Annotated in this window: 15 protein-coding genes; 12 read left to right on the top strand and 3 right to left on the bottom strand. The window is 58.5% G+C overall.

The window, feature by feature from the left end; translation table 11 throughout:
• Window positions 1-91: 91 nt before the first annotated feature.
• Entirely contained in the window at window positions 92-400 is a 309-nt protein-coding gene (locus ACZ5K9_RS12905; RefSeq protein WP_464271740.1) for a hypothetical protein, read from the bottom strand.
• A gap of 136 nt (window positions 401-536) precedes the next feature.
• On the opposite strand from ACZ5K9_RS12905, the gene ACZ5K9_RS12900 reads away from it, so the two are divergent.
• The gene (locus ACZ5K9_RS12900; RefSeq protein WP_464270963.1) at window positions 537-1,862 is read left to right on the top strand and encodes an IS1380 family transposase; all 1,326 of its coding nucleotides are present in this window, start codon (window positions 537-539) and stop codon (window positions 1,860-1,862) included.
• Window positions 1,863-2,040: 178 nt separating this feature from the next.
• On the opposite strand, the gene ACZ5K9_RS12895 is transcribed toward ACZ5K9_RS12900, so the two are convergent.
• Window positions 2,041-2,946, bottom strand: a complete 906-nt coding sequence (locus tag ACZ5K9_RS12895; RefSeq protein WP_464271739.1) for an MFS transporter — start codon at window positions 2,944-2,946, stop codon at window positions 2,041-2,043.
• A 231-nt stretch (window positions 2,947-3,177) separates the two neighbouring features.
• Between ACZ5K9_RS12895 and ACZ5K9_RS12890 the strand changes: the two genes are divergently transcribed.
• The gene (locus ACZ5K9_RS12890; RefSeq protein WP_464271738.1) at window positions 3,178-3,849 is read left to right on the top strand and encodes a YiaD family glycine zipper/OmpA-like lipoprotein; all 672 of its coding nucleotides are present in this window, start codon (window positions 3,178-3,180) and stop codon (window positions 3,847-3,849) included.
• Between the two features lie 171 nt (window positions 3,850-4,020).
• On the opposite strand, the gene rsmG is transcribed toward ACZ5K9_RS12890, so the two are convergent.
• On the bottom strand, window positions 4,021-5,541 hold the full coding sequence (gene rsmG, locus ACZ5K9_RS12885; RefSeq protein WP_464271737.1) for a 16S rRNA (guanine(527)-N(7))-methyltransferase RsmG: 1,521 nt from the start codon (window positions 5,539-5,541) through the stop codon (window positions 4,021-4,023).
• Window positions 5,542-5,599: 58 nt separating this feature from the next.
• Here rsmG and ACZ5K9_RS12880 point away from each other — a divergent pair, with 58 nt between their 5' ends.
• The 10 genes from ACZ5K9_RS12880 (at window position 5,600) to ACZ5K9_RS12835 (ending at window position 19,255) form a co-directional block, all read left to right on the top strand.
• Window positions 5,600-6,421, top strand: a complete 822-nt coding sequence (locus tag ACZ5K9_RS12880) for an RluA family pseudouridine synthase (RefSeq protein ID WP_464271736.1) — start codon at window positions 5,600-5,602, stop codon at window positions 6,419-6,421.
• Window positions 6,422-6,528: 107 nt separating this feature from the next.
• Entirely contained in the window at window positions 6,529-7,071 is a 543-nt protein-coding gene (locus ACZ5K9_RS12875) for a nitroreductase family protein (protein WP_464271735.1), read from the top strand.
• Window positions 7,072-7,302: 231 nt separating this feature from the next.
• Entirely contained in the window at window positions 7,303-9,978 is a 2,676-nt protein-coding gene (locus tag ACZ5K9_RS12870) for a DUF3458 domain-containing protein (RefSeq protein WP_464271734.1), read from the top strand.
• 765 nt (window positions 9,979-10,743) lie between these two features.
• Complete coding sequence (locus ACZ5K9_RS12865; RefSeq protein WP_464271733.1) at window positions 10,744-11,133, top strand: Fur family transcriptional regulator; 390 nt, start codon at window positions 10,744-10,746, stop codon at window positions 11,131-11,133.
• Window positions 11,134-11,314: 181 nt separating this feature from the next.
• The gene (gene rbr / locus ACZ5K9_RS12860; protein ID WP_464271732.1) at window positions 11,315-11,890 is read left to right on the top strand and encodes a rubrerythrin; all 576 of its coding nucleotides are present in this window, start codon (window positions 11,315-11,317) and stop codon (window positions 11,888-11,890) included.
• A 68-nt stretch (window positions 11,891-11,958) separates the two neighbouring features.
• A complete protein-coding gene (locus ACZ5K9_RS12855) occupies window positions 11,959-13,155 on the top strand; it encodes an FprA family A-type flavoprotein (protein WP_464271731.1) in 1,197 nt (398 codons plus the stop codon).
• Between the two features lie 328 nt (window positions 13,156-13,483).
• Window positions 13,484-14,800, top strand: coding sequence for a cytochrome ubiquinol oxidase subunit I (locus tag ACZ5K9_RS12850; protein ID WP_464271730.1), 1,317 nt, complete (start codon window positions 13,484-13,486; stop codon window positions 14,798-14,800).
• Window positions 14,801-14,827: 27 nt separating this feature from the next.
• A complete protein-coding gene (gene cydB, locus ACZ5K9_RS12845) occupies window positions 14,828-15,892 on the top strand; it encodes a cytochrome d ubiquinol oxidase subunit II (protein WP_464271729.1) in 1,065 nt (354 codons plus the stop codon).
• Between the two features lie 326 nt (window positions 15,893-16,218).
• Complete coding sequence (gene qrcA / locus ACZ5K9_RS12840) at window positions 16,219-16,776, top strand: menaquinone reductase multiheme cytochrome c subunit QrcA (protein WP_464271728.1); 558 nt, start codon at window positions 16,219-16,221, stop codon at window positions 16,774-16,776.
• Window positions 16,777-16,846: 70 nt separating this feature from the next.
• On the top strand, window positions 16,847-19,255 hold the full coding sequence (locus ACZ5K9_RS12835) for a molybdopterin-containing oxidoreductase family protein (protein ID WP_464271727.1): 2,409 nt from the start codon (window positions 16,847-16,849) through the stop codon (window positions 19,253-19,255).
• Window positions 19,256-19,264 lie beyond the last annotated feature (9 nt).

Genomic DNA, 19,264 nt, shown 5'->3' with positions numbered 1-19,264 from the left:
CTGACGGTCCCAAGATTGCGCCCCAGCCTCCCCCCAAGGGTTTCGGCCAAACCCGCACGCACCGACCCACACCCCAGTCCCGAAGGGCCACTCAGGCCGTCGGGGCCGGAATGTGAAGAACCCTTTTGATCCACGGCAACAGGAGGAAGGTCGCCACAAGCACAAGGACGCCACTTCCCACGAACGCACCGCGATACCCCAGGACGGGAACCACCACCCCCGCAGCATAGTTGCCCACAAACACCCCCAAGGTCCTGACGGCATAGACCACGGCACTGTGGCCGCCCAAACGCCCCTGAGGGAAAAACGCCGCCGTCATGATTCCCATGGCCAAAATGACAGGAACGTCGCCGGTGGTGTGAAGGAGGCGTACGGCAATCATCTGGGGAAGGGATTGCACATAGGCTGTCAGTATTTCCTTAATCCGTGAGGGTGCGTCTATACATAAAATTATGTTACTGAAGACATCCTGTTGAATTTAATCCCTTTTTGTGCTATAGGGTCTCCTGTCACATTTTCACCCGGCAGGTGCACTCATGAAGAAAATTGAGATCGAACAATCTTCGAAGGCCTTCTACAGCGGGCAGGCAGGCTTGGCCCTTGTGGGGAATCTGATCAACGGCTACACGAGCCTGTGCGAGCAGTTGGAAAAGGAAGTTCCAGGGCGACCAATGATCTCGCACGCGGATGTGGTCAAGACCTACTTGGGGCTTCTGTGTCTGGGCAAGAGTGACTTTGAAGCCGCTGCAGAGGTCGCCGGCGATGACTGGTTCAAAGAGGCTCTGGACATTCAGAAGGTTCCTTCGCAAGAAACTTTGCGGCAACGTTTGGACAAGCACGCGAGAGTTTTCGAACGTGTTGCCGGCGCAAGTAGCGTAGAACTGCTTGAGAGGACTCAGGTTCCCGTGACGGCGCTTTCCACGGGGCACGTGCCTTTGGACCTGGATGTTTTCTGCCTGGACAATTCCGACACAAAGAAAGAAGGGGTGTCGCGCACGTACCGGGACTATGACGGATACGCGCCGATCGGGGCCTACCTTGGGCAGGAGGGATGGTGTCTGGGCCTGGAGCTTCGCCCTGGTTCTCAGCATTCTCAGAGCGGATTTGTTGACTTTTTGCGCAAGATGTTGGTGCATGCGCGCAAGGTGACCTGCAAGCCCCTTTTGGTGCGAACGGACTCGGCTCACGACGCCCTGGAAACGCTTGTGGAGCTTCGCCGACACCCCAAGGTGAGCTTTATCATCCAATGGAATCCGCGCCGGGCCGACGTCCTTTCCTGGCGTGATCGGGCCTTCAGTGAAGGCCGTGTGAGTGAGCCCCGCCCCGGCCAGAAAGTGGCGGTCTTCAGCACGTGGGTGACGCGACACCATGAAGAGAGAACCTATCGGTTTCGGCTGGTGATCCGGGTCACCGAGAGGATATCGGATAGCGAGGGGCAAATCTTGATCCGGCCGGATATCAAGCTGGAGGGCTGGTGGACGTCGCTTTCCGTCCCTGAAGAGGAAGTCATCGGGTTGTACGAGAAGCGGGGTCTGAGCGAGCAGTTTCACAGTGAGATCAAGTCCGACCTGGACTTGGAGCGGTTGCCGTCTGGAAAATTTGCCACCAATGCGCTGGTGTTGACCCTGGGCGGACTGGCTTACAACATTTTGCGCATCCTGGGGCAAAACGGCCTCCTGGCCCATTTTTCGCCCGTACGGCATCGGGCGAAGCGGCGTCGTATAAAGACCGTGATCCAGGAGCTGATCTATCTGGCAGCGCGCGTGATCCGAAGCGCTCGTCGGCTGAAGCTCCAGTTTGGTCGGCATTGTCCCGCTTTTCACGCTTTTCGGAGTGTTTATCTCAAATTTTGCCCAGCATAGGGATCGCCGCCGCAAAAGCCTGAAAGCTCCTTTGGCCATAAGGGGGTGAGGTGTGTCCGAAAATGTCTGAAATGGCATCGCCATGAGGGCTTTTCAGGCCTTGAAAAGGCGATGACCCGAAAAAGTGGCTGAATCAGGGCATCGGTGAGCCCCAAAATGGGTTCCGAATCCATGCTCGTCAGTCCACCCAATCACACTTCACTGATTCAGGTATTTGAAAGACGGAGGACACGACCAACCCCAGCCCGAGTAATCGCAGGACGCTTTGCCGCGCATCGAAGCCGCGCCCGGTGGCCGGGGCCATCACGGCCATCCACAGGCCGACGGACAGAAAAGCCCAGCCGACCTCCGCATTGGAAAACCCTAGGTCACGGCGCATGAGGAGCGTGTAGGAGGCCTGTTCCACACCGAAATGGGTCGCATAGACCACCCACACCACGAGAAACGCCAGCGCCCGCGGCTGTTTGAGGTCTTCGCGGTAATCTCCCAGGTTGAACCGAATGGGATCGCTGTCCTGGAGCGCAAGGACACACACGATGAGGACGACGGCCCCTCCAAGGGCAACCCCCAACATGCGCACGTAGTCCGTATCGCCCCAAAGGGTCCCCGCCAAAAGGGGCCCCACGCCGAAACCCAAATAGCTGCCCATTTGGAAAACCGCAATCTTCACTCCCCTTCCAGTGGGCGATACCACTTTGAGGAACAGCGCCTGCAGCACAGTCTGGAAAATGGCCCACGACAGGCCGCCCACTGCAGCGAGGCCAAGGTAGACATACCAGGCGGAGGCCGTGCGCAATCCGGCAAGGTGGACAAAGAGAAGGCACGCCCCGGTCAAGAGCACTTTTTTGGGACTGACCCTGTCAGACAAAATCCCCAACGGGATCATCAGAAGCAAAGCGGAGATGGAATAGAAGCCCATGATGAGCCCGATCATGGAATCGGCAAGGCCCTGGATTTTGAGATGAACAGGAAGAAACGCGAACATCATCCACATCACCGCAGTGTACAGGAATCCGCACACGGGGAACATGATGAGCCGTACCGGAGGAACGAGAGAACCCGCTGCCGCAGTGCCGATTTTCATCGCTTGAGGTAGCCTCCATCACTCAAGTCTGACATCAAAAATAGGCACTCTACACCATTCAGTGCGGGACACAAGGTTCTTGATCGGGCGGTCCGGGATTTGACACTCGAACCATCTTCAGGTACGCGTAGAGCGGTCATCATGTGTGGGCCGGTCCTCGCCTCACGAAGGCAACCGCCATGGCGGGGCCAAAAACCTGAGAAAAACACGCCGCATCAGGAGGGATATGGAATGAACGCAAAGAAGCATCGCACCGTAGGCATCGCTTTGGGGCTCATCGCCGCCTTGGCCATGACATCTTGCGCTGGCCCCCGGAACAGAACCGAAAAAGGAGCGCTTGTGGGCACAGGGGTCGGAGCCGCCACCGGCGCCGTTTTGGGTCAAGCCATAGGGCGGAACACGGAATCCACTCTGATCGGGGCGGCTGCCGGCGCGCTCGTGGGGGGCATCGCCGGGGGCATGATCGGCAACTACATGGACCGCCAGGAGCAGGAAATGCGTCAGGCCTTGGCGGCCACGGATGCGGCGAGCGTGCAACGATCCCAAGATCTTCTCGCGGTGACTTTCAAATCCGATGTGCTCTTCGATTTTAATTCGGCGGCCCTGAAACCCGGAGCCGCCAGTGAGATCGACCGGGTGGCCCAGGTGCTCAACCGTTATCCAGAAACCCGCATCACCGTCGAAGGTCATACGGACGGCGTGGGTTCCATTCAGTACAACCAGCAACTTTCCGAAAAGCGGGCACAGTCGGTCAAAGAGGCGTTGGTGAGCCGAGGTGTGAATCCGGCCCGCATCGATACCGTAGGCTACGGGGAAGCACGTCCCATCGCTTCCAACGATACGGAGGCTGGGCGGCAGCTGAACCGCCGCGTCACCATCCTGATCGTGCCTGTCCAGGGATAGCCGACAGGGAAGCCGTCAGGCTCATAGCCCGGTAAGCGGCACGGGTGGACACCTCACCGCGAAGGTCCAAAAGACCGATCGGTGCGGCTCCACATAAAGGCGGCCCACCCGTCTTTCTCATGGGGGAAGATGGAGTCCTGCAACCGACGAACACGCCGGGAGAGCAGAATGTTATGAGGCGGGGCGGGACGTTGGAGGTCGAGAAGCCCTCAGACGGTCCGCCCCAGTGCCTTTCTTCCGGCGCCGCCATTCATAGAGGGCGACGGCCACGGCCGTGGCTGCGTTGAGGGATTCCGTCCCGAAGGCCATAGGGATGGCCGCAGCCCTGTGCCTCCAGAGTTCCGGCAGGCCCGGTCCCTCCAAACCCGCCAGCAGCCCGAAAGACTGCGGGAATGACACCTTTTCCAAGGGACGGCCGTCTTGGGACAAGGCAACCATGGGCAACGTCGTGGGAAGATCCGCCAAGGAAGGCCCGGCGCGCAGCCGAAGACGAAAAACGGTTCCTGCCGAGGCACGGATGGCCTTGGGATGGAACGGGTGGGCACTTTCCTTGAGCAGCACGACGGACGTCACACCGAAAGCCGCCGCTGTGCGAAGAACCGCTCCCACGTTTTCCGGATCTTGAAAGGGGGCAAAAAGCGTACAGCCGGGTTCCAGCCCTTCCTCGGGCGACCACAAAGGCAACGGCGGCACTTGGACACTCAAAAGCGGATACGCCGTCCCGAAAATGTCCAGCGTTTCGAATAGGTCCTTGTCCAATTCCACCCACGTGGCGTGTTCGGGACATGCGGGAGGAGGCGGCGGCCCACCCTGTACCGTAACCCACGACTGGACCAGGTCCGGTCGAGTCGCCAAAACATCGAGAACCACTTTACTACCGGAAACCACACAGAGGCCTTCCTTCTTGATTCCTTTTGGGGTGAGGGCCTTGAGAAGCTTTTTATATTCTGCGTTGTCGCGGCTGAGGATGAGCCGATGCCGCCCCTGAGCGGCTGCCGCCCGGCGTGCTATATGGGGTCGTTCGACAAGCCGGGTAAAAACCACCAAACGTCTTCGATGGGAGGTTCCGGGGATGACGTAGGCTCGATCCTCCGTTAAGGCATACCGACCGGAAAAAAGCCTGAGTGCCCGTTCCAGCTCTTCATCGCAGTGAGGGCCCTTCATGAAGATGACGCTGCCGCCCTGTTCCAAACACCCGTCGATGCGCTCCAAAGTCTCTGCCATGGACTCCACGGCTCGCGTAATCACCCCGCGTACGGCCCGATCGTAATAGGGCCCGATGCGTCGCCCTTCCACGGAAACACCCTTCAGCTGGAGCGCTTCGCAGACGCTTTGGAGGAATCGGACCCGGTTCTGACGGCTTTCTGCGAGCAGCAGATGGAGGTCTGGATTGAAAATCTTCAGCGGAATGCCGGGCATGCCGGGTCCAGTGCCCAGGTCCAACAGTGGGGACGGAAGTCGGACCATGAGACCCGGCAGAATGGAATCCACATAGAGCTTGCGGACCATGTTTTCGAAGTTGTGAATCCGGGTGAGGTTCAATTCTTCGTTGTGCTTCCGGAGCCATTGGTGATAGGTCCACAGTTGCCGGAGCTGTTCCGAAGTGCCTCGGATGCCGCTCTTTTCCAGGACGGCCGCAAGCGCCTGGAGACTCGGCGCAAGGGGATTTTGGGAAGACGAGTGTGCTGTCAAGGAATCGCGCGTCCTTTCCTTTCCGACCGGATGCAGGGCTTGTCCCCCGGGGTCGGTCATGAGTCACCATGAACTCACTATGGGTGTTTCTGTGAAGACGGTTTACACCGCGGCCGGTAAATCCATACCATTCGTGCACCCGCGTTGGCCTGTCTTTTATGCCGACAACCATCTTCTGGCCGTTTATAAGCCTGCCGGGCTTCTGGTTCAAGGTGATCCGACAGGGGATCCCTGCCTCCTGGATCTGGCCAAAATGTGGGTCAAGAATCGGTACGGAAAACCGGGAAATGTCTTTCTCGGGCTGATCCACCGGCTGGATCGACCGGTTTCCGGGCTGGTGGTCTTCGCCCGCACTTCCAAGGCCGCGGCCCGGCTCAGCACGCTGTTCCGGGAAAAGCGCGTCAAAAAAGTCTATCTCGCGGTCGTCGAAGGGTGCCCGGAAAAGAAGACGGCTACACTCATCCACGGTCTGGAACGGCGGGAGGAAGGTCGTGTGACGGTCCATCCGGCGCACACCCCCGGCACCCAACAAGCCGTGCTCCACTATCAGACGCTGGCGACCGCCCTCGGTCGGTGCCTCCTGGCCATCCAGTTGGAAACCGGCCGCAAACACCAGATCCGGGCGCAACTGGCCCACGTGGGCTGCCCCATTGTGGGAGATGCGCGATACGGGGCATCCACCCTTTTACCGCATCGGGCGATCGCCCTCCATGCCTGGCACATGGAGTTGGAGCATCCCACACAGAAGGTGCCCGTCCGGTTATTCTGCCCAATCCCCATCAGCTGGCCGTGGACCGATGGAGATAATGATGCGGATGCGCACGGGAGCACCGGCCGCCCCCTATGGCATTGGAAGGACTACGGCGGCGCGCTGGACTGATTTGACCGCTCTCGGCCCCGCGTGCTTGTCACCACGACACTTTTGTGAAACAATGCCTTGGGTTGCCGATGTCCATGTCCCTGAGCTCACACAAAAGGAGGAGACCCATGGCCGAGTTGATGGACGTGATCCGCTCCCGTCGGAGTATTCGCAATTTTGAAGACAAAGACGTCCCGGATGAACTGCTCCAAAAGGTTTTGGACGCCGTCAAGTGGTCCCAGTCATGGGCCAACACCCAATGCTGGGAAGCCATCGTCGTGCGTCACCCGGAAACCAAAGCCAAGCTTCAAGAAACACTGGCGAAAGGAAACCCCGCCACCAAATCGATCACGGCGGCTCCGGTGGTTGTGGCCTTGTGCGGCAAATTGCAAAGCGCCGGGTACTACAAGGGAGAAAAAACGACCAAATTCGGCGACTGGTTCATGTTCGACCTCGGCATCGCCACCCAGAATTTCTGTCTGGCCGCCACTGATGCCGGCCTGGGCACGGTGGTCGTCGGACTCTTCGACCACGACAAGGCCAAGGAAATCCTCGGGGTCCCCGAAGGCTACGAGCTGGTGGTGCTTCTGCCCTTAGGCTATCCGTCCAAAGTGCCGTCGGCGCCCAAGCGCCGCGAAATCGAAGAATTTACCCATTACGAAAAATTCTAATGGGCGCTCATGCCGGATGCGGACGCCCCTAGCTGGGGAACCCTGCGGAAGGACATTTTGCACCCGCGCGGGACAGTGAGCCTCCCGGGTTCGCGGCCATCCAACCCGCCGCCGGCCACCAGGCAGGAAAACACTTGTTCGGATGGGCGGCTGCGTGGCCGCCCACGGAAACCCTTTTTTCCACGCACCCCCATTATCCTGTCCCACCTTCGGTCAAAAGGATACGGCCCCATGCAGGACAGACGGTATCGCTTCTCCCGTGAGGATTTTCTTCCCTTTCCCGTCACCATCCAACACATGGACATAGAGATTCGGTTCTTCGAGGACCGCGTTGAGGCCACCAACGCGCTGCATCTTCGAGCTCTCGAACCCCAAACCGTGATCACTTTGGACGCCAGGGACCTGGAAATCCATACGGTACGCTGGCGCCCCGCGGGTACCTCATCAGGAGACGCCCGGGCCGTGTCGTACCGTCTTGACAGGGAAAACCATAAACTCCTCGTCAGTCCGCCGGCTCCCATTACTGCCGGGGACAGCTTCATCATCGAAACGGTCAGCATCTGCCGGCCTTCGGACCACTTGCTGGAAGGGATTTACAAGGATGTCACGCCGCCGGGAGCCCCCCAACAATACATGTCGCAGTGTCAGCAGTGGGGTTTTCAGCGCATCATGCCCGTCATCGATGATTGCCGGGCCAAGTGCACCCTGACCACCACCCTGGAGGGCGATGCCCGATACACCCACCTCATCAGCAACGGCAACATCAGCCGGCGGCACAACCCCGACGGGATCCCTGTGCCCGTTCCCGGCCAGCCCTCCCGAAAACGGATCACCTATCACAATCCCGTCCCCATGGCGCCCTATCTCTTTATCGCGTGTGCCGGCACATGGGATGAACTGGTGGACTCCGTCACGTATCCTTCCGGCCGCACTGTGCGGCTGGAATACCTGGTGCCGCCGGGCCGTCGGGAGGATGCCAGGGTCCCCATGGCCATCTTGAAAGACGCCGTGTTGTGGGTTTTTCAGAACCAGGGCTATGAATACCCCGCGGAGACGTACCGGACCATTTGCATGACGAAGTCCAACTACGGTGGCATGGAAAATGTGGGCAATACGACTATCGTCACCGATGCCGCTTTGGTCACGGAACACAGTCTCGACAGTCATCTCGTCTATACCCATGGAGTCATCGTCCACGAGTTCGAACATAACCAGTGCGGCAGTGAAACCACCATGGAAACCCCGTTCGATATGTGGCTCAACGAAGCCTACACCGTGGATGTGGAACGCCGCTATTTGGCCGATCGCTTCGACCCCACCTTTGTCCGACTGCAGCATGTGGACGATATCCGAAATCCCCTTCTCGGCCCTTTGGCCATTGAAGACGGGGGACACTCGGTGGCCGTTGTCCGACAGGGATTTAATGATCCTGATGAACTCGTGGACTCGGTCACCTACGTCAAGGCGGCCGAAGTCATTCGCATGCTGCGGCTGGTCCTCGGCCCCGAGGTCTTCGAGGCCGGAACACGGCTGTATTTTTCCCGATTTAAGAACGCAAACGCGAATACGGACCAGTTTTTCCAATGTTTCGAAGAGGTTTCGGGAAACTCCCTGACCTCATTCAAAAGAAAATGGCTGGAAAAACCCGGTTATCCTAAAATGACTGCACGCACTGCCTACGACGCATCGACACGGACCTTCTCGGTGACGCTGCGCCAAGATCTTGAGCCCGGTGATGAGCCGTTTCCAGTCCCCGTGCTCATGGCTCTGGTGGATGCACAGGGTCGCGACATGCCTGGCACCTCACAGGTCCTGGTCATGACCCGCTCGGAACAAACCTTTAACTTTCCACAGCTCCCCGGGCCACCGGCCTTTGCCTCCCTGAATCGAGACGCGTCGTTTTACGGAACATTCATCGATGAGACCGCCGACGAATCGGTGCTCCACCGGCAGGCCCTCCAAGATCCGAATGCCTTCAACCGCGTAGAAGCCGTCCGAAGACTCACGGACCTTCAACGGATTCGGCAAATCACCTGCCCCGGTACGGCAATATCCGAAGCGTGGCTCGACCTCTACGGCCGGCTGCTCCACGACACCAACCTGCCTCCGGCCGTAAAGGCTTCCATGCTCCGCATCGACGAGCAACCCTTGGACCGAAGATATGCCGCGTGGTTCCCCGAGCTTGTCAGAGCCAGGGAAGCTTTGATGCGCGCCGTGAACACCCGGTTTCACGACGATCTCACAGCATCTTTTCGTGACCTGAAAAAATCCATGGATCCCTCGGATCCCCTTCAGGAAGCGATCCAAAAACGCCAGCTTTACGGAACCCTTGTGGAATTGATCGCCGTGGCGGATACACCGGCCGTGCACAACATGCTGTACGAACATTTCACCACGGCCCGAACCGCCACGGAACGCTATCACGCCCTCCTGGCCCTCCATCGGAGCTCCTGGCCAGAACGGTACGCCCTTTTGGAACACACTTATGAAAAATGGCACGGGGCTATTACCGGCTATGCCAACTACTTGAAGGTGGTCGCCTTGGGAACCCACCCCGACTTGTGGGCTTTGGTGGAAAAAGAAAAAAACCGTCCGAGTTTCGATCTCACCCAGCCGACGCTCAGCCGCTCGCTACTCGTCACGGTGGCCTTAAACACCAAACAGGTCTGGACCGACGCAGGCATCGACTGGATCCGGCGCCATGTCATCGAGATGGCCCCGGTCAACGCCAATGTCGCCCGCCGTCTCCTCAAGACTTTCCAACACGTGACGAAACTCCAGCCCGAATGGCGCCGCCGTGTCTGCGCCGCGTTGGAAGACATCGTCGCGCACGTCTCCTTCACGGAAAACCCCAGCATTGCCGGACAGGCTCAAAGCTATCGTGCAGCCTGCCAGCGGGACCTCTGACATTGTCGAAGACCGGTTCGGAAAAGGCAGCCCGCGACGCTGAATCTGGTTTTCCAAGGGCGGCACGGCCGGCGCGAAGGGCAGGACGCTCTGCCAGCAAGCACGAAGAGAAGCCCGGCAGCATCGTCGTTTGAGCACTCCACAACAGCCCTGAATCCGTGCGATCCCCGTAATCGCCCTGTTGTTTTGCGGTCATGGTGTGATGCCGCTTCGGGTAAAGATACCGGAGCGGCGGGACCCATTGCCCGCCTTGAAGGGGTGCGTTTCATGGAATCAGGGCGGAGCCCCGTATCCGGGCGACCACGGGGGACGCCCCGACGAGGACAACAGTGCCGTGGATGGGGTTTGGCAAGTCGATCAACCTGAACTCGCGGCACGAGACGACATGGGCTGATTTTGAGACATCCCAATCGATGCCCAAGCCAGGTGAAAATTGGATAGGAGACCCCATGGCATAAAAGAATCGTCCATGCATCCTGATTTCCTGGATAGGATGATTTTCTGCATCGACCGAATCTTATGGGTTAAGGAGAATCTTCTAACGGCTTTGGGGCACCTCGCCCGAATCGGGCCAGGGACGCACTTGGCCGCTTTAATTTACCCTACGCTGCTCCCGCCGGTCTCGTCTTTCCCCCTCAGGGTCGGCCTCTTGGGAACCGGGGAGCATCGACTTTCCATGACGCCGCCCCTCTTGACGAGACATCGTGTCGTGCTTTTATTAGGAATCGTTACTAGCTGTAATTTCATTCTTCAGGGGTGAGCACCATGGTCAGAATGACCCGACAGCGTCAAGCCATTCTCCACATTTTGCGTCGCTCCTGTGAGCACATGACGGCCGATCAGGTCTATGACGCTGTGCGCGCAACGGTTCCCCGCATCAGCCTGGGCACCGTGTACCGGAATCTGGAAGTCTTGGCCGCCCAAGGCCTGATCCAGAAGATCACCTCAGGCACAGGACCCATGCGGTTTGACGGAAATCCGCGCCGACACGCGCATCTGCGATGTGAGCGGTGCGGCGCGTTGGAAGATGTTTCTATGAAAAAATCCTTCGATCTTCATGAATTTGTGGACGTCAGCTCTGGCCAGCTGGTCCGATCCTACGTCCTGGAGTTTACCGGCCTGTGCCGTCGCTGCGCCGCCACCTCCTCCACATGAGGCATGGCGGCCGCGGCGCAGACCGCGGCCGGCGCGGCCCCGTGCCCGTAAATGGGGCCTACGATCCCACCGGAAGGTGCGGTTCCCGCCGATCCACGTGGGCGCCCCCATAACAGAGGGGACGGGAATATTGAGGCAATGGATGAGATGATCCACAGACCCAAAAGAATGGAGGAGTGAAATGACTCGCTTGAAAGGCACCCGGACCGAAAAGAACCTACTCACAGCCTTCGCCGGAGAATCCCAGGCGCGAAACCGGTACACCTACTTCGCGTCGCAAGCCCGCGAAGAAGGCTATATCCAGATGGCACTCATTTTTGAGGAAACCGCCAATCAGGAAAAGGAGCACGCCAAACGCTTTTTCAAATTCCTGGAAGGCGGAGAAGCGGAAGTGCAGGCCGCCTTTCCCGCGGGAAAAATAGGATCCACACTGGAAAATCTCAAAGCGGCGGCGGCCGGGGAACACTATGAACATACGGAAATGTATCCAGCGTTTGCGGCCGTGGCCAAGGAAGAAGGCTTTGACGACATCGCGGCTGTCTTCATGAACGTGGCCGTGGCTGAAAAACAGCATGAGAAACGCTATCGGGATTTGGCGGAAAACATCGAGAAAGGTCGAGTGTTCAAACGGGAGGCTCCCGTGAAATGGCGATGCCTGAACTGCGGCTATATTTACGAAGCGCAGGAAGCCCCCAAGCAATGTCCGGCCTGCGCCCACCCGCAAGCCTTTTTTGAACTCTTGGGAGAGAATTGGTAAGGTCAAAGGGGGCGCCTCGGCGGCCCGCCGGGCGCCCCCCTTTTTCTATGAAAGGAGGTGAAGAACTCATGGCGCCTACAGCCATCAAGGATGGGGTTTTCAACGTCGGCGTGGTGGATTGGGATATCCGAGATTTCCACGGTTATTCCACGTACAAAGGAACCACTTACAACGCCTATTTGGTACTTGACGACAAGGTCACCCTTTTTGATACGGTGAAAAAACCCTTTAAGAATGAGCTTCTGCACCACATCCGCAGGATCGTCGACCCGCAGAAGATCGACTACCTCGTGGTGAACCATGTGGAAATGGACCACTCCGGGGCGATCCCAGAAATCCTCGAGGCCATAAAGCCACAAAAGGTTTTCTGCTCCGTCATGGGTAAAAAGGCCCTGGAAGCCCACTTCGGTTCCCATGCGTGGCCCTTGGAAGTCGTTCAAAACGGTCAGGAGATTTCTTTGGGACGGCGCACGGTGCGGTTCTTGGAAACCCGCATGCTCCATTGGCCGGACAGCATGTTCAGTTACATCCCTCAAGAAAAACTGCTCATCTCCAGTGACGCCTTCGGGCAGCATTGGGCCACCAGCGAAACTTTCGACGACCAGGTGGCCTTATCGGAACTCGTGCGTCACGCCGCCAAGTATTACGCCAACATCCTCCTGCCGTATTCTCCTTTGGTCCAAAAACTTTTGGCAGCCGTGAGCGAGATGAAGCTGGAGATCGACATGATCGCCCCTGATCACGGGATCATCTGGCGCAGCCGCCCGGACGTCATCCTGGATGCTTACAAGACCTGGAGCCTGCAGAAGGCCCAGCGCAAAGCCTTGGTGATCTACGACACCATGTGGCATTCCACGGAAAAAATGGCGCATGCCATCGCTTCCGGTCTGGGCGAAGAGGGTATCTCCTACAAGGTGTTGAACCTCAAGCGCAACCACCGCAGTGATGTCGTCACCGAAGTCCTGGACAGCAAAGCCTTGATCTTCGGCTCCCCCACCTTGAACAACGGCATGCTTCCTACCATGGCCGATATGCTCTGCTACCTCAAGGGACTCCGGCCCACTGGTAAAATCGGTTCGGCTTTCGGTTCTTACGGCTGGAGCGGGGAAGCGGTCAAAGAGATCGTCCGGTGGATGGAAGACATGAAGATCGACATCGTGGAGCCGCCTGTGCGAGTGCAGTACGTCCCCAACCACGAGATTCTGTCTCAATGCGTGGAACTCGGACGGCGGATTGGGCGGGCAGTGAAAGAACGGACGGACTAAAGGGAAGGACAAATCTCCATCATGGCCGAAGCGGTCCACGGGGAATCCTCCCGAGAACCTGTCCTGATCATGGTCGTCGACATGCCTCACGATCCTTCAATGGGTTCCGTCCGAGCCGTTTGCGCCTTCCCACAGCGGCCATTCCTCCCACTTGGCGGGCGGGACGCCGCTGCGTCTCCGGCAAAGTGGATCGGGCGCCGTGTGTTCGGATACGCTCCGTTGACACCCGTGGGAAGGCGCCCGAACGCCTTTATGTCCTCAGGATCACCGACAGGCGGCTTTCTCGTCGGGAAAGACGAGCGGCCGCACAAGCTTACAGGAGGACGCAATGGATGCCTTGCTTTTGTCGCGTCTACAATTTGCCGCCGCGACTTACTTCCACTTTTTGTTCGTTCCTTTGACCCTGGGTCTCTCCATTTTGATCGCGCTTATGGAAACACGTTACGCGCGATCGGGGGATCCAGAGTATCAAAGGATGGCCAAGTTCTGGGGAAAAATCTTCCTCATCAACTTCGCCATCGGCGTGGTGACGGGAATCACATTGGAATTTCAGTTCGGCACCAATTGGTCCCGGTATTCTCGCTACGTGGGCGATATCTTCGGATCCTTATTGGCGATTGAAGCCACGGCGGCTTTTTTCCTGGAATCCACCTTTATCGCCGTCTGGGCGCTCACCTGGAACCGTCTTTCCGCCAAAGCCCACGCGGTGACCATCTGGCTCGTGGCCTTCGCCTCCAATCTTTCCGCCGTATGGATTCTTACAGCCAATGCGTGGATGCAACACCCCGTGGGATACACGATTCGCGGTGGCCGAGCGGAACTGACAGATTTCCTGGCCGTGGTCACCCAACCCTTTGCATGGCACACCATTTTGCACACGCTGAGCGGCGCCTACATTCTGTCCGGGATGTTCGTCATGGGGGTGAGTGCCTACCACCTCTTGCGGCGTCAGGAGGTGAATTTCTTCAGCCGCTCGTTCCGCATGGGAACGGTCATGGCGCTGATTTTTTCCGTGGTGGCGGTGGTTCACGGCCATGTCCAGGGATCCGAAGTCGCACGCACTCAGCCCACAAAACTGGCGGCCATGGAATCCTTGTGGGACACCAAGCAGAAGGCGCCACAGCACTTGCTGGTCATCCCGGATGAAAAAGGGGAACGCAACCGTCTGGAACTGGGAGCCATTCCAGGACTCTTGAGCCTTTTGGCCTACCACGACATCAATGCCACGGTGAAGGGACTCAAGGATTTTCCCAAAGAAGACCGCCCGCCGGTGACCCTGACTTTTCTCGCTTTTCGAATCATGATCGGGTTGGGCTTTCTGTTTCCCGTCCTGGCTCTGTGGGCCTGGTGGAAACGCCACCGCCTCCTGGAAAGTCCTCGGATGCTCAAGGTGATGCTCTACGCCATCCCCCTCCCCTACATTGCGTGCCAGGCCGGCTGGACGGTCACCGAAGTCGGCCGTCAGCCGTGGGTCGTCTACGGCGTCATGCGCACAGCGGATGCCGTTTCTCCCATTGCCCCTTCCCAGGTGGCCCTATCGTTGACGGCCTTCGTCGTGGTCTACTCGCTGTTGGGGCTGGCGGCCTTCGCGCTCATGGCCCGCTATGCTAAACGGGGACCCGCGGCGGAAACCGTTGCATCATGACAGAGGATTGAAACAGGAGGGTATTCCATGCTTGCCACCGTATGGTTTTTGCTCTGGGGCCTGCTATGGGCCGTCTATTTCATGCTGGGAGGGTTTGATCTCGGCCTCGGCGTCCTCCAGCCTTTCGTGGCTCGATCCGAGCACGATCGACGCGTCATCGGCCAAGCCATGGGGCCGTATTGGAACGGCAACGAGGTGTGGCTCATCGCCGCCGGTGGAGTGACCTTCGCCGCGTTCCCCACGACCTATGCCGTCATGTTCAGCGGCCTGTACACCGCTCTGATGCTCATCCTTTTCGGGCTTATTCTGCGAGGCGTCGCCCTGGAGTTCCGGTACCTGAGTTCCGACCCCATGTGGAAAAGGCTTTGGGATGTCTGCCTGTTTGTGGGCAGTTTTCTGCCGGCGTTTCTTCTCGGGGTGGCTTTCGCCAACATTTTTCACGGCCTTCCCATCGATGAAAACGGGGTATTTCGGGGCACCCTGTGGACTCTGTTAAACGCTTATGGAATCTTGGGTGGTCTGTTCTTCCTTTTGCTCTTTATGGAACATGGCGCTCTATGGCTGGCCCTGAAGACCACGGGAGAGCTGCATGAAAGGGCCTGGCTGGCCACGGGCCTGTGGTGGGCCCTCGCCGCGGTGGCCGTGGGCTTTCTTGCGGCAACATGGCCGGCGACGCGCCTGTACGCCAATTATCTGCAGAATCCCATGCTCTTTTCTATTCCCATTGTGATCATCCCGGTGGGAACCGTGGCGGCCCTGGTGGCCGTTCGGTTTTTTGCCGCCACGCAGCGGTGGGGCCGGGCCTGGATCGCTTCGGCTTTGACCATCCTTGGGGCAACCTTTTTTGGTGTCGTCGGCTTGTATCCCAACATGCTCCCCTCAAGCCTCAATCCCACTTACAGCCTGACGGTGCACAATGCCGCGTCGAGTCCTCTCACCCTAAAAATCATGCTTGTTGTCGCCCTTATCTTCGTTCCCATCGTCATCGGCTACCAAGCCTGGGCGTACAAACTGTTTCATGGCAAGGTGCCCGAGGAGGCGGCGGGCGGGGAGCCGTACGGGGAGCTTCCTGCCCTTCGGGCGGGAGAATAGGATCGGGGTGATGGATTTCGAGACGTGACGGGGCATGGATGGCCATGCCCCGCCGTCCTGTAACGCCCCGGACAGGAAGAGCGCCTCGCCGGGGCGGCGGCACAGTCAATTGTGTGGATCGTCTTCTCGTTTGTCCTTCGCTTCCTTTTGCGTCGTCGGTTCGTCCCTTCAGGTGCTTGACAATCCAATTAAATTGTCGGTAAAAGATCCTTGTTTGTGAAAAATTGCGTTTAGCTCCGGGCCAAACCCGGAGTGATCCCGGCCTTTCCCAGTTTGAATAGCCTGGATTTTATACCGTTAACCCTTGAAAAACGTGGGGCGGACTCATGGGCGAAGTGAAAAAGAGCGCGTCACAAAAGGGCGTCGGCATGATCGCTTTTCTTGCCGGATTCATCGGAGCGCTTCTGGTCGGGTGGATCGTCTTTCCCAACGTGCTGTACTCCACAAAGACCCAACCAATCACATTCCTCCATTCCTCCCATCAGGACAGCAGCTGTGAAGACTGTCACTATTTTCGAGAAGACGGCTCTTATAACGGGCTTCCCAAACTGGAAAAGTGCGCCGAATGCCATGCCGAACCCATGGGGGACAGCCCCGATGAAAAGAAACTGGTGGAGGAATATATTCAGCAAGAAAAAGAAATCCCATGGCTGGTTTACGCCTGGCAGCCGGATAACGTCTATTTTTCCCACGCCGCTCACACCCAAGACCAGGGCATTGAATGCGTCCGTTGCCATCGGGACGTGACCAAGGAAAAGAAGAATCCTCCCTTCAAAGAAAACCGCCTGACGGGCTACAGCGACAAGACCATGAAGATGGTCGAGTGCGAAAAATGTCACGCGGATCGCGGGGCCAGCAACGCCTGCCACGTGTGCCACAAGTAGTGCCGCGGCGGGCCGTAGATTTGGCGAAGACCCATGAGGTCCCTAACCGAATGAACGCGAGGGATTTGGAATGAGTCTCGGGCGAAGAGCGTTTTTACAGTTTGTGGGCGGAGCCATCGGGGGCACGCTGCTCACTCCCATCCCCTGGAAATTGGCCGACGATTCTGCGATCTGGACCCAAAACTGGTCCTGGCGGCCGTCGCCGGAGCGTGGGGAAATCACGCGGGTGGCCAGCATCTGCCAACTGTGCCCTGGGGGATGCGGGATCACGGCCCGTCTGGTGAACGGACGCCGGGCTGTGTCCATCTCGGGCAATGCAGCCCATGCCGTAAGCGGGGGCGGAGTGTGCCCTGTAGGGGCATCCGGGCTCCAGTATCTCTATGCCCCCTACCGGATCCAACAGCCCTTGAAACAGACGGGCACCCGAGGAGACGCGAAAGGTTTCAAGCCGGTGTCCTGGGACGAGGCCCTGAAGCTCGTCTCCGAGAAGCTGATCCAACTGCGTTCCGGTGGAAAATCTCACTCCGTGGCGTGCCTCACCGGCCAAAAACGCTCAACGACGAGCCAACTGTGGAAGCAGTTTCTGACGGCTTACGGATCTCCCAACTTTTACACTATGCCGGATGCCGCTGACAGCCTGCGCCTTGCCGTCGCGCTGACCACCGGCATGGACGCGGACTTGGGTTTCCAGTGGGACAAAGCGACCTACGTGCTCAGCTTCGGAGCTCCTCTGTTGGAAGGCTGGGGCGGTCCGGTTTACCTCCAGCAGGTGTTTGGACGATGGCAAACGGAAAAACCCGGGGTACCTCGAACCCTGTGGGTCCACGTGGAACCTCGCGCAAGCCTCACGGCTTCCAAGGCCCATCGTTGGATTGCGTGCAATCCGGGCACTGAAGCCGCGGTGGCCATGGGCATCGCTCATGTGCTCGTGCGCGACAGGCTCTACGATGCGGCCTTCATGGCCGAGAAAGTTTTTGGATTTGAGGACTGGGTGGATTTCGCGGGAGCCCAGCGCAAGGGCTTCAAAAATATAGTGCTTTCCAAGTATGGCCCGGACGAGGTGGCCAAGATTAGTGGGGTTTCTCCCCAAACCTTGCAAGAACTGGCCCGGCAGTTGGCCAATCAAAAGCATTCCCTTGTGGTCTGGGGACAGGACAAGGGGGACAAACCCAACACCCTTTATCATGACCTGGCTTTCCTGGCCTTGAATGCGCTCCTCGGGAACCTTTCCCCCTCTGGAACTCTCGCCCTTGTCCCCCGTGACCCGGGACACGATTTCCATGAACCTGTCTTGGACGCGGAAGCGCATCGGGGCTTGGGACAACCTCCCCTAGGACGCCCGGCTACGGTGCCTCGGACGAAAGTTCCGGTGAACACGGTCATGCCGTTTTTGGAAGCCCTGTCTTCCGGATCCGAATATCCCATTGAGCTGCTGTTCGTCCATGAGGCCAACCCCGCCTACAGCCTTCAGGAGAGCGCCTTGGTGACCCAAGCCTTGCAGAAGGCGGGAATGGTCGTGTCCTTTTCGTCCTACATGGATGAAACCACTCAATGGGCGGACCTCGTCCTCCCGAACCACAACGCCCTGGAGCGGCTCGATGACGTGATTGGCATTCCCGGGGCGCCTTTTGCCTACTATGCGCTGGCCACACCCATCCTCAAGGCCCATTACGACACGAAATCCACCGCCGACCTCATCCTGACCCTGGGGGCCCAGGTCGGCGGCGCCGTTGCCGAAAGCCTTCCGTGGAAAACCTACGAGGAGGTCCTCAAAAAGAAGGTGGCGGCCATCGCCCAAGCCGGTTCGGGGTTCGTGGCAACACCCGGTGCTTTCGATCCCTCCTCGTTCCAGCCCGGTAAAATCGGATCTCCCAACTACAAGGATGCATCCGATCTGTGGAACAAACTCAAAGCGGGCGCCTGCTGGGTCAACGCCCCCATGGCCTTGGAATCCTTCGCCACACCATCGAATCGTTACGAACTCGCCTGTCAGGGACTCATGACCAGCGTGTCGGCCACAGCATCGGACGAACTCTTCCTGCCCAGGTTCCATCTCCTGAAACCTTCGGGAGAGGAGGCGGAATACCCTCTCTTGCTCACCGGCTATACCTCCTTGATGGTCTCGGAAGGGTACGTGCCCACCGCACCGTTTATGAACAAACTCCTTCCCGACGATGTGCTGCGCAAGCAGGACGTGTTCGTGGAAATTCACCCGGAAACCGCCCGCACACGGGGACTGGCCGACAAAGCCGCTGCAGTGCTGAAAACCCCGCGTGGCGAAGCCACCGTGCGCGTGCGGGTCACAAGCGCCATCAAGCCTGGGATTGTGGCGGTACCGTATGGCTTTGGCCACACGGCTTATGACGAATACGTGCACAACAAGGGCTTCAACGCCAACAGCCTGATGGAGGTGCAACTGGACCCCGTCACAGGGCTTGGCACAGTGTGGGCCACGCGGGCGCAATTGCGACGGGTGTAAAGTATCGGA

Source organism: Desulfosoma profundi, from assembly GCF_055387865.1.
Note: the sequence above shows the minus strand (reverse complement) of the source record. Positions and strands in the feature narration are given on the sequence as shown.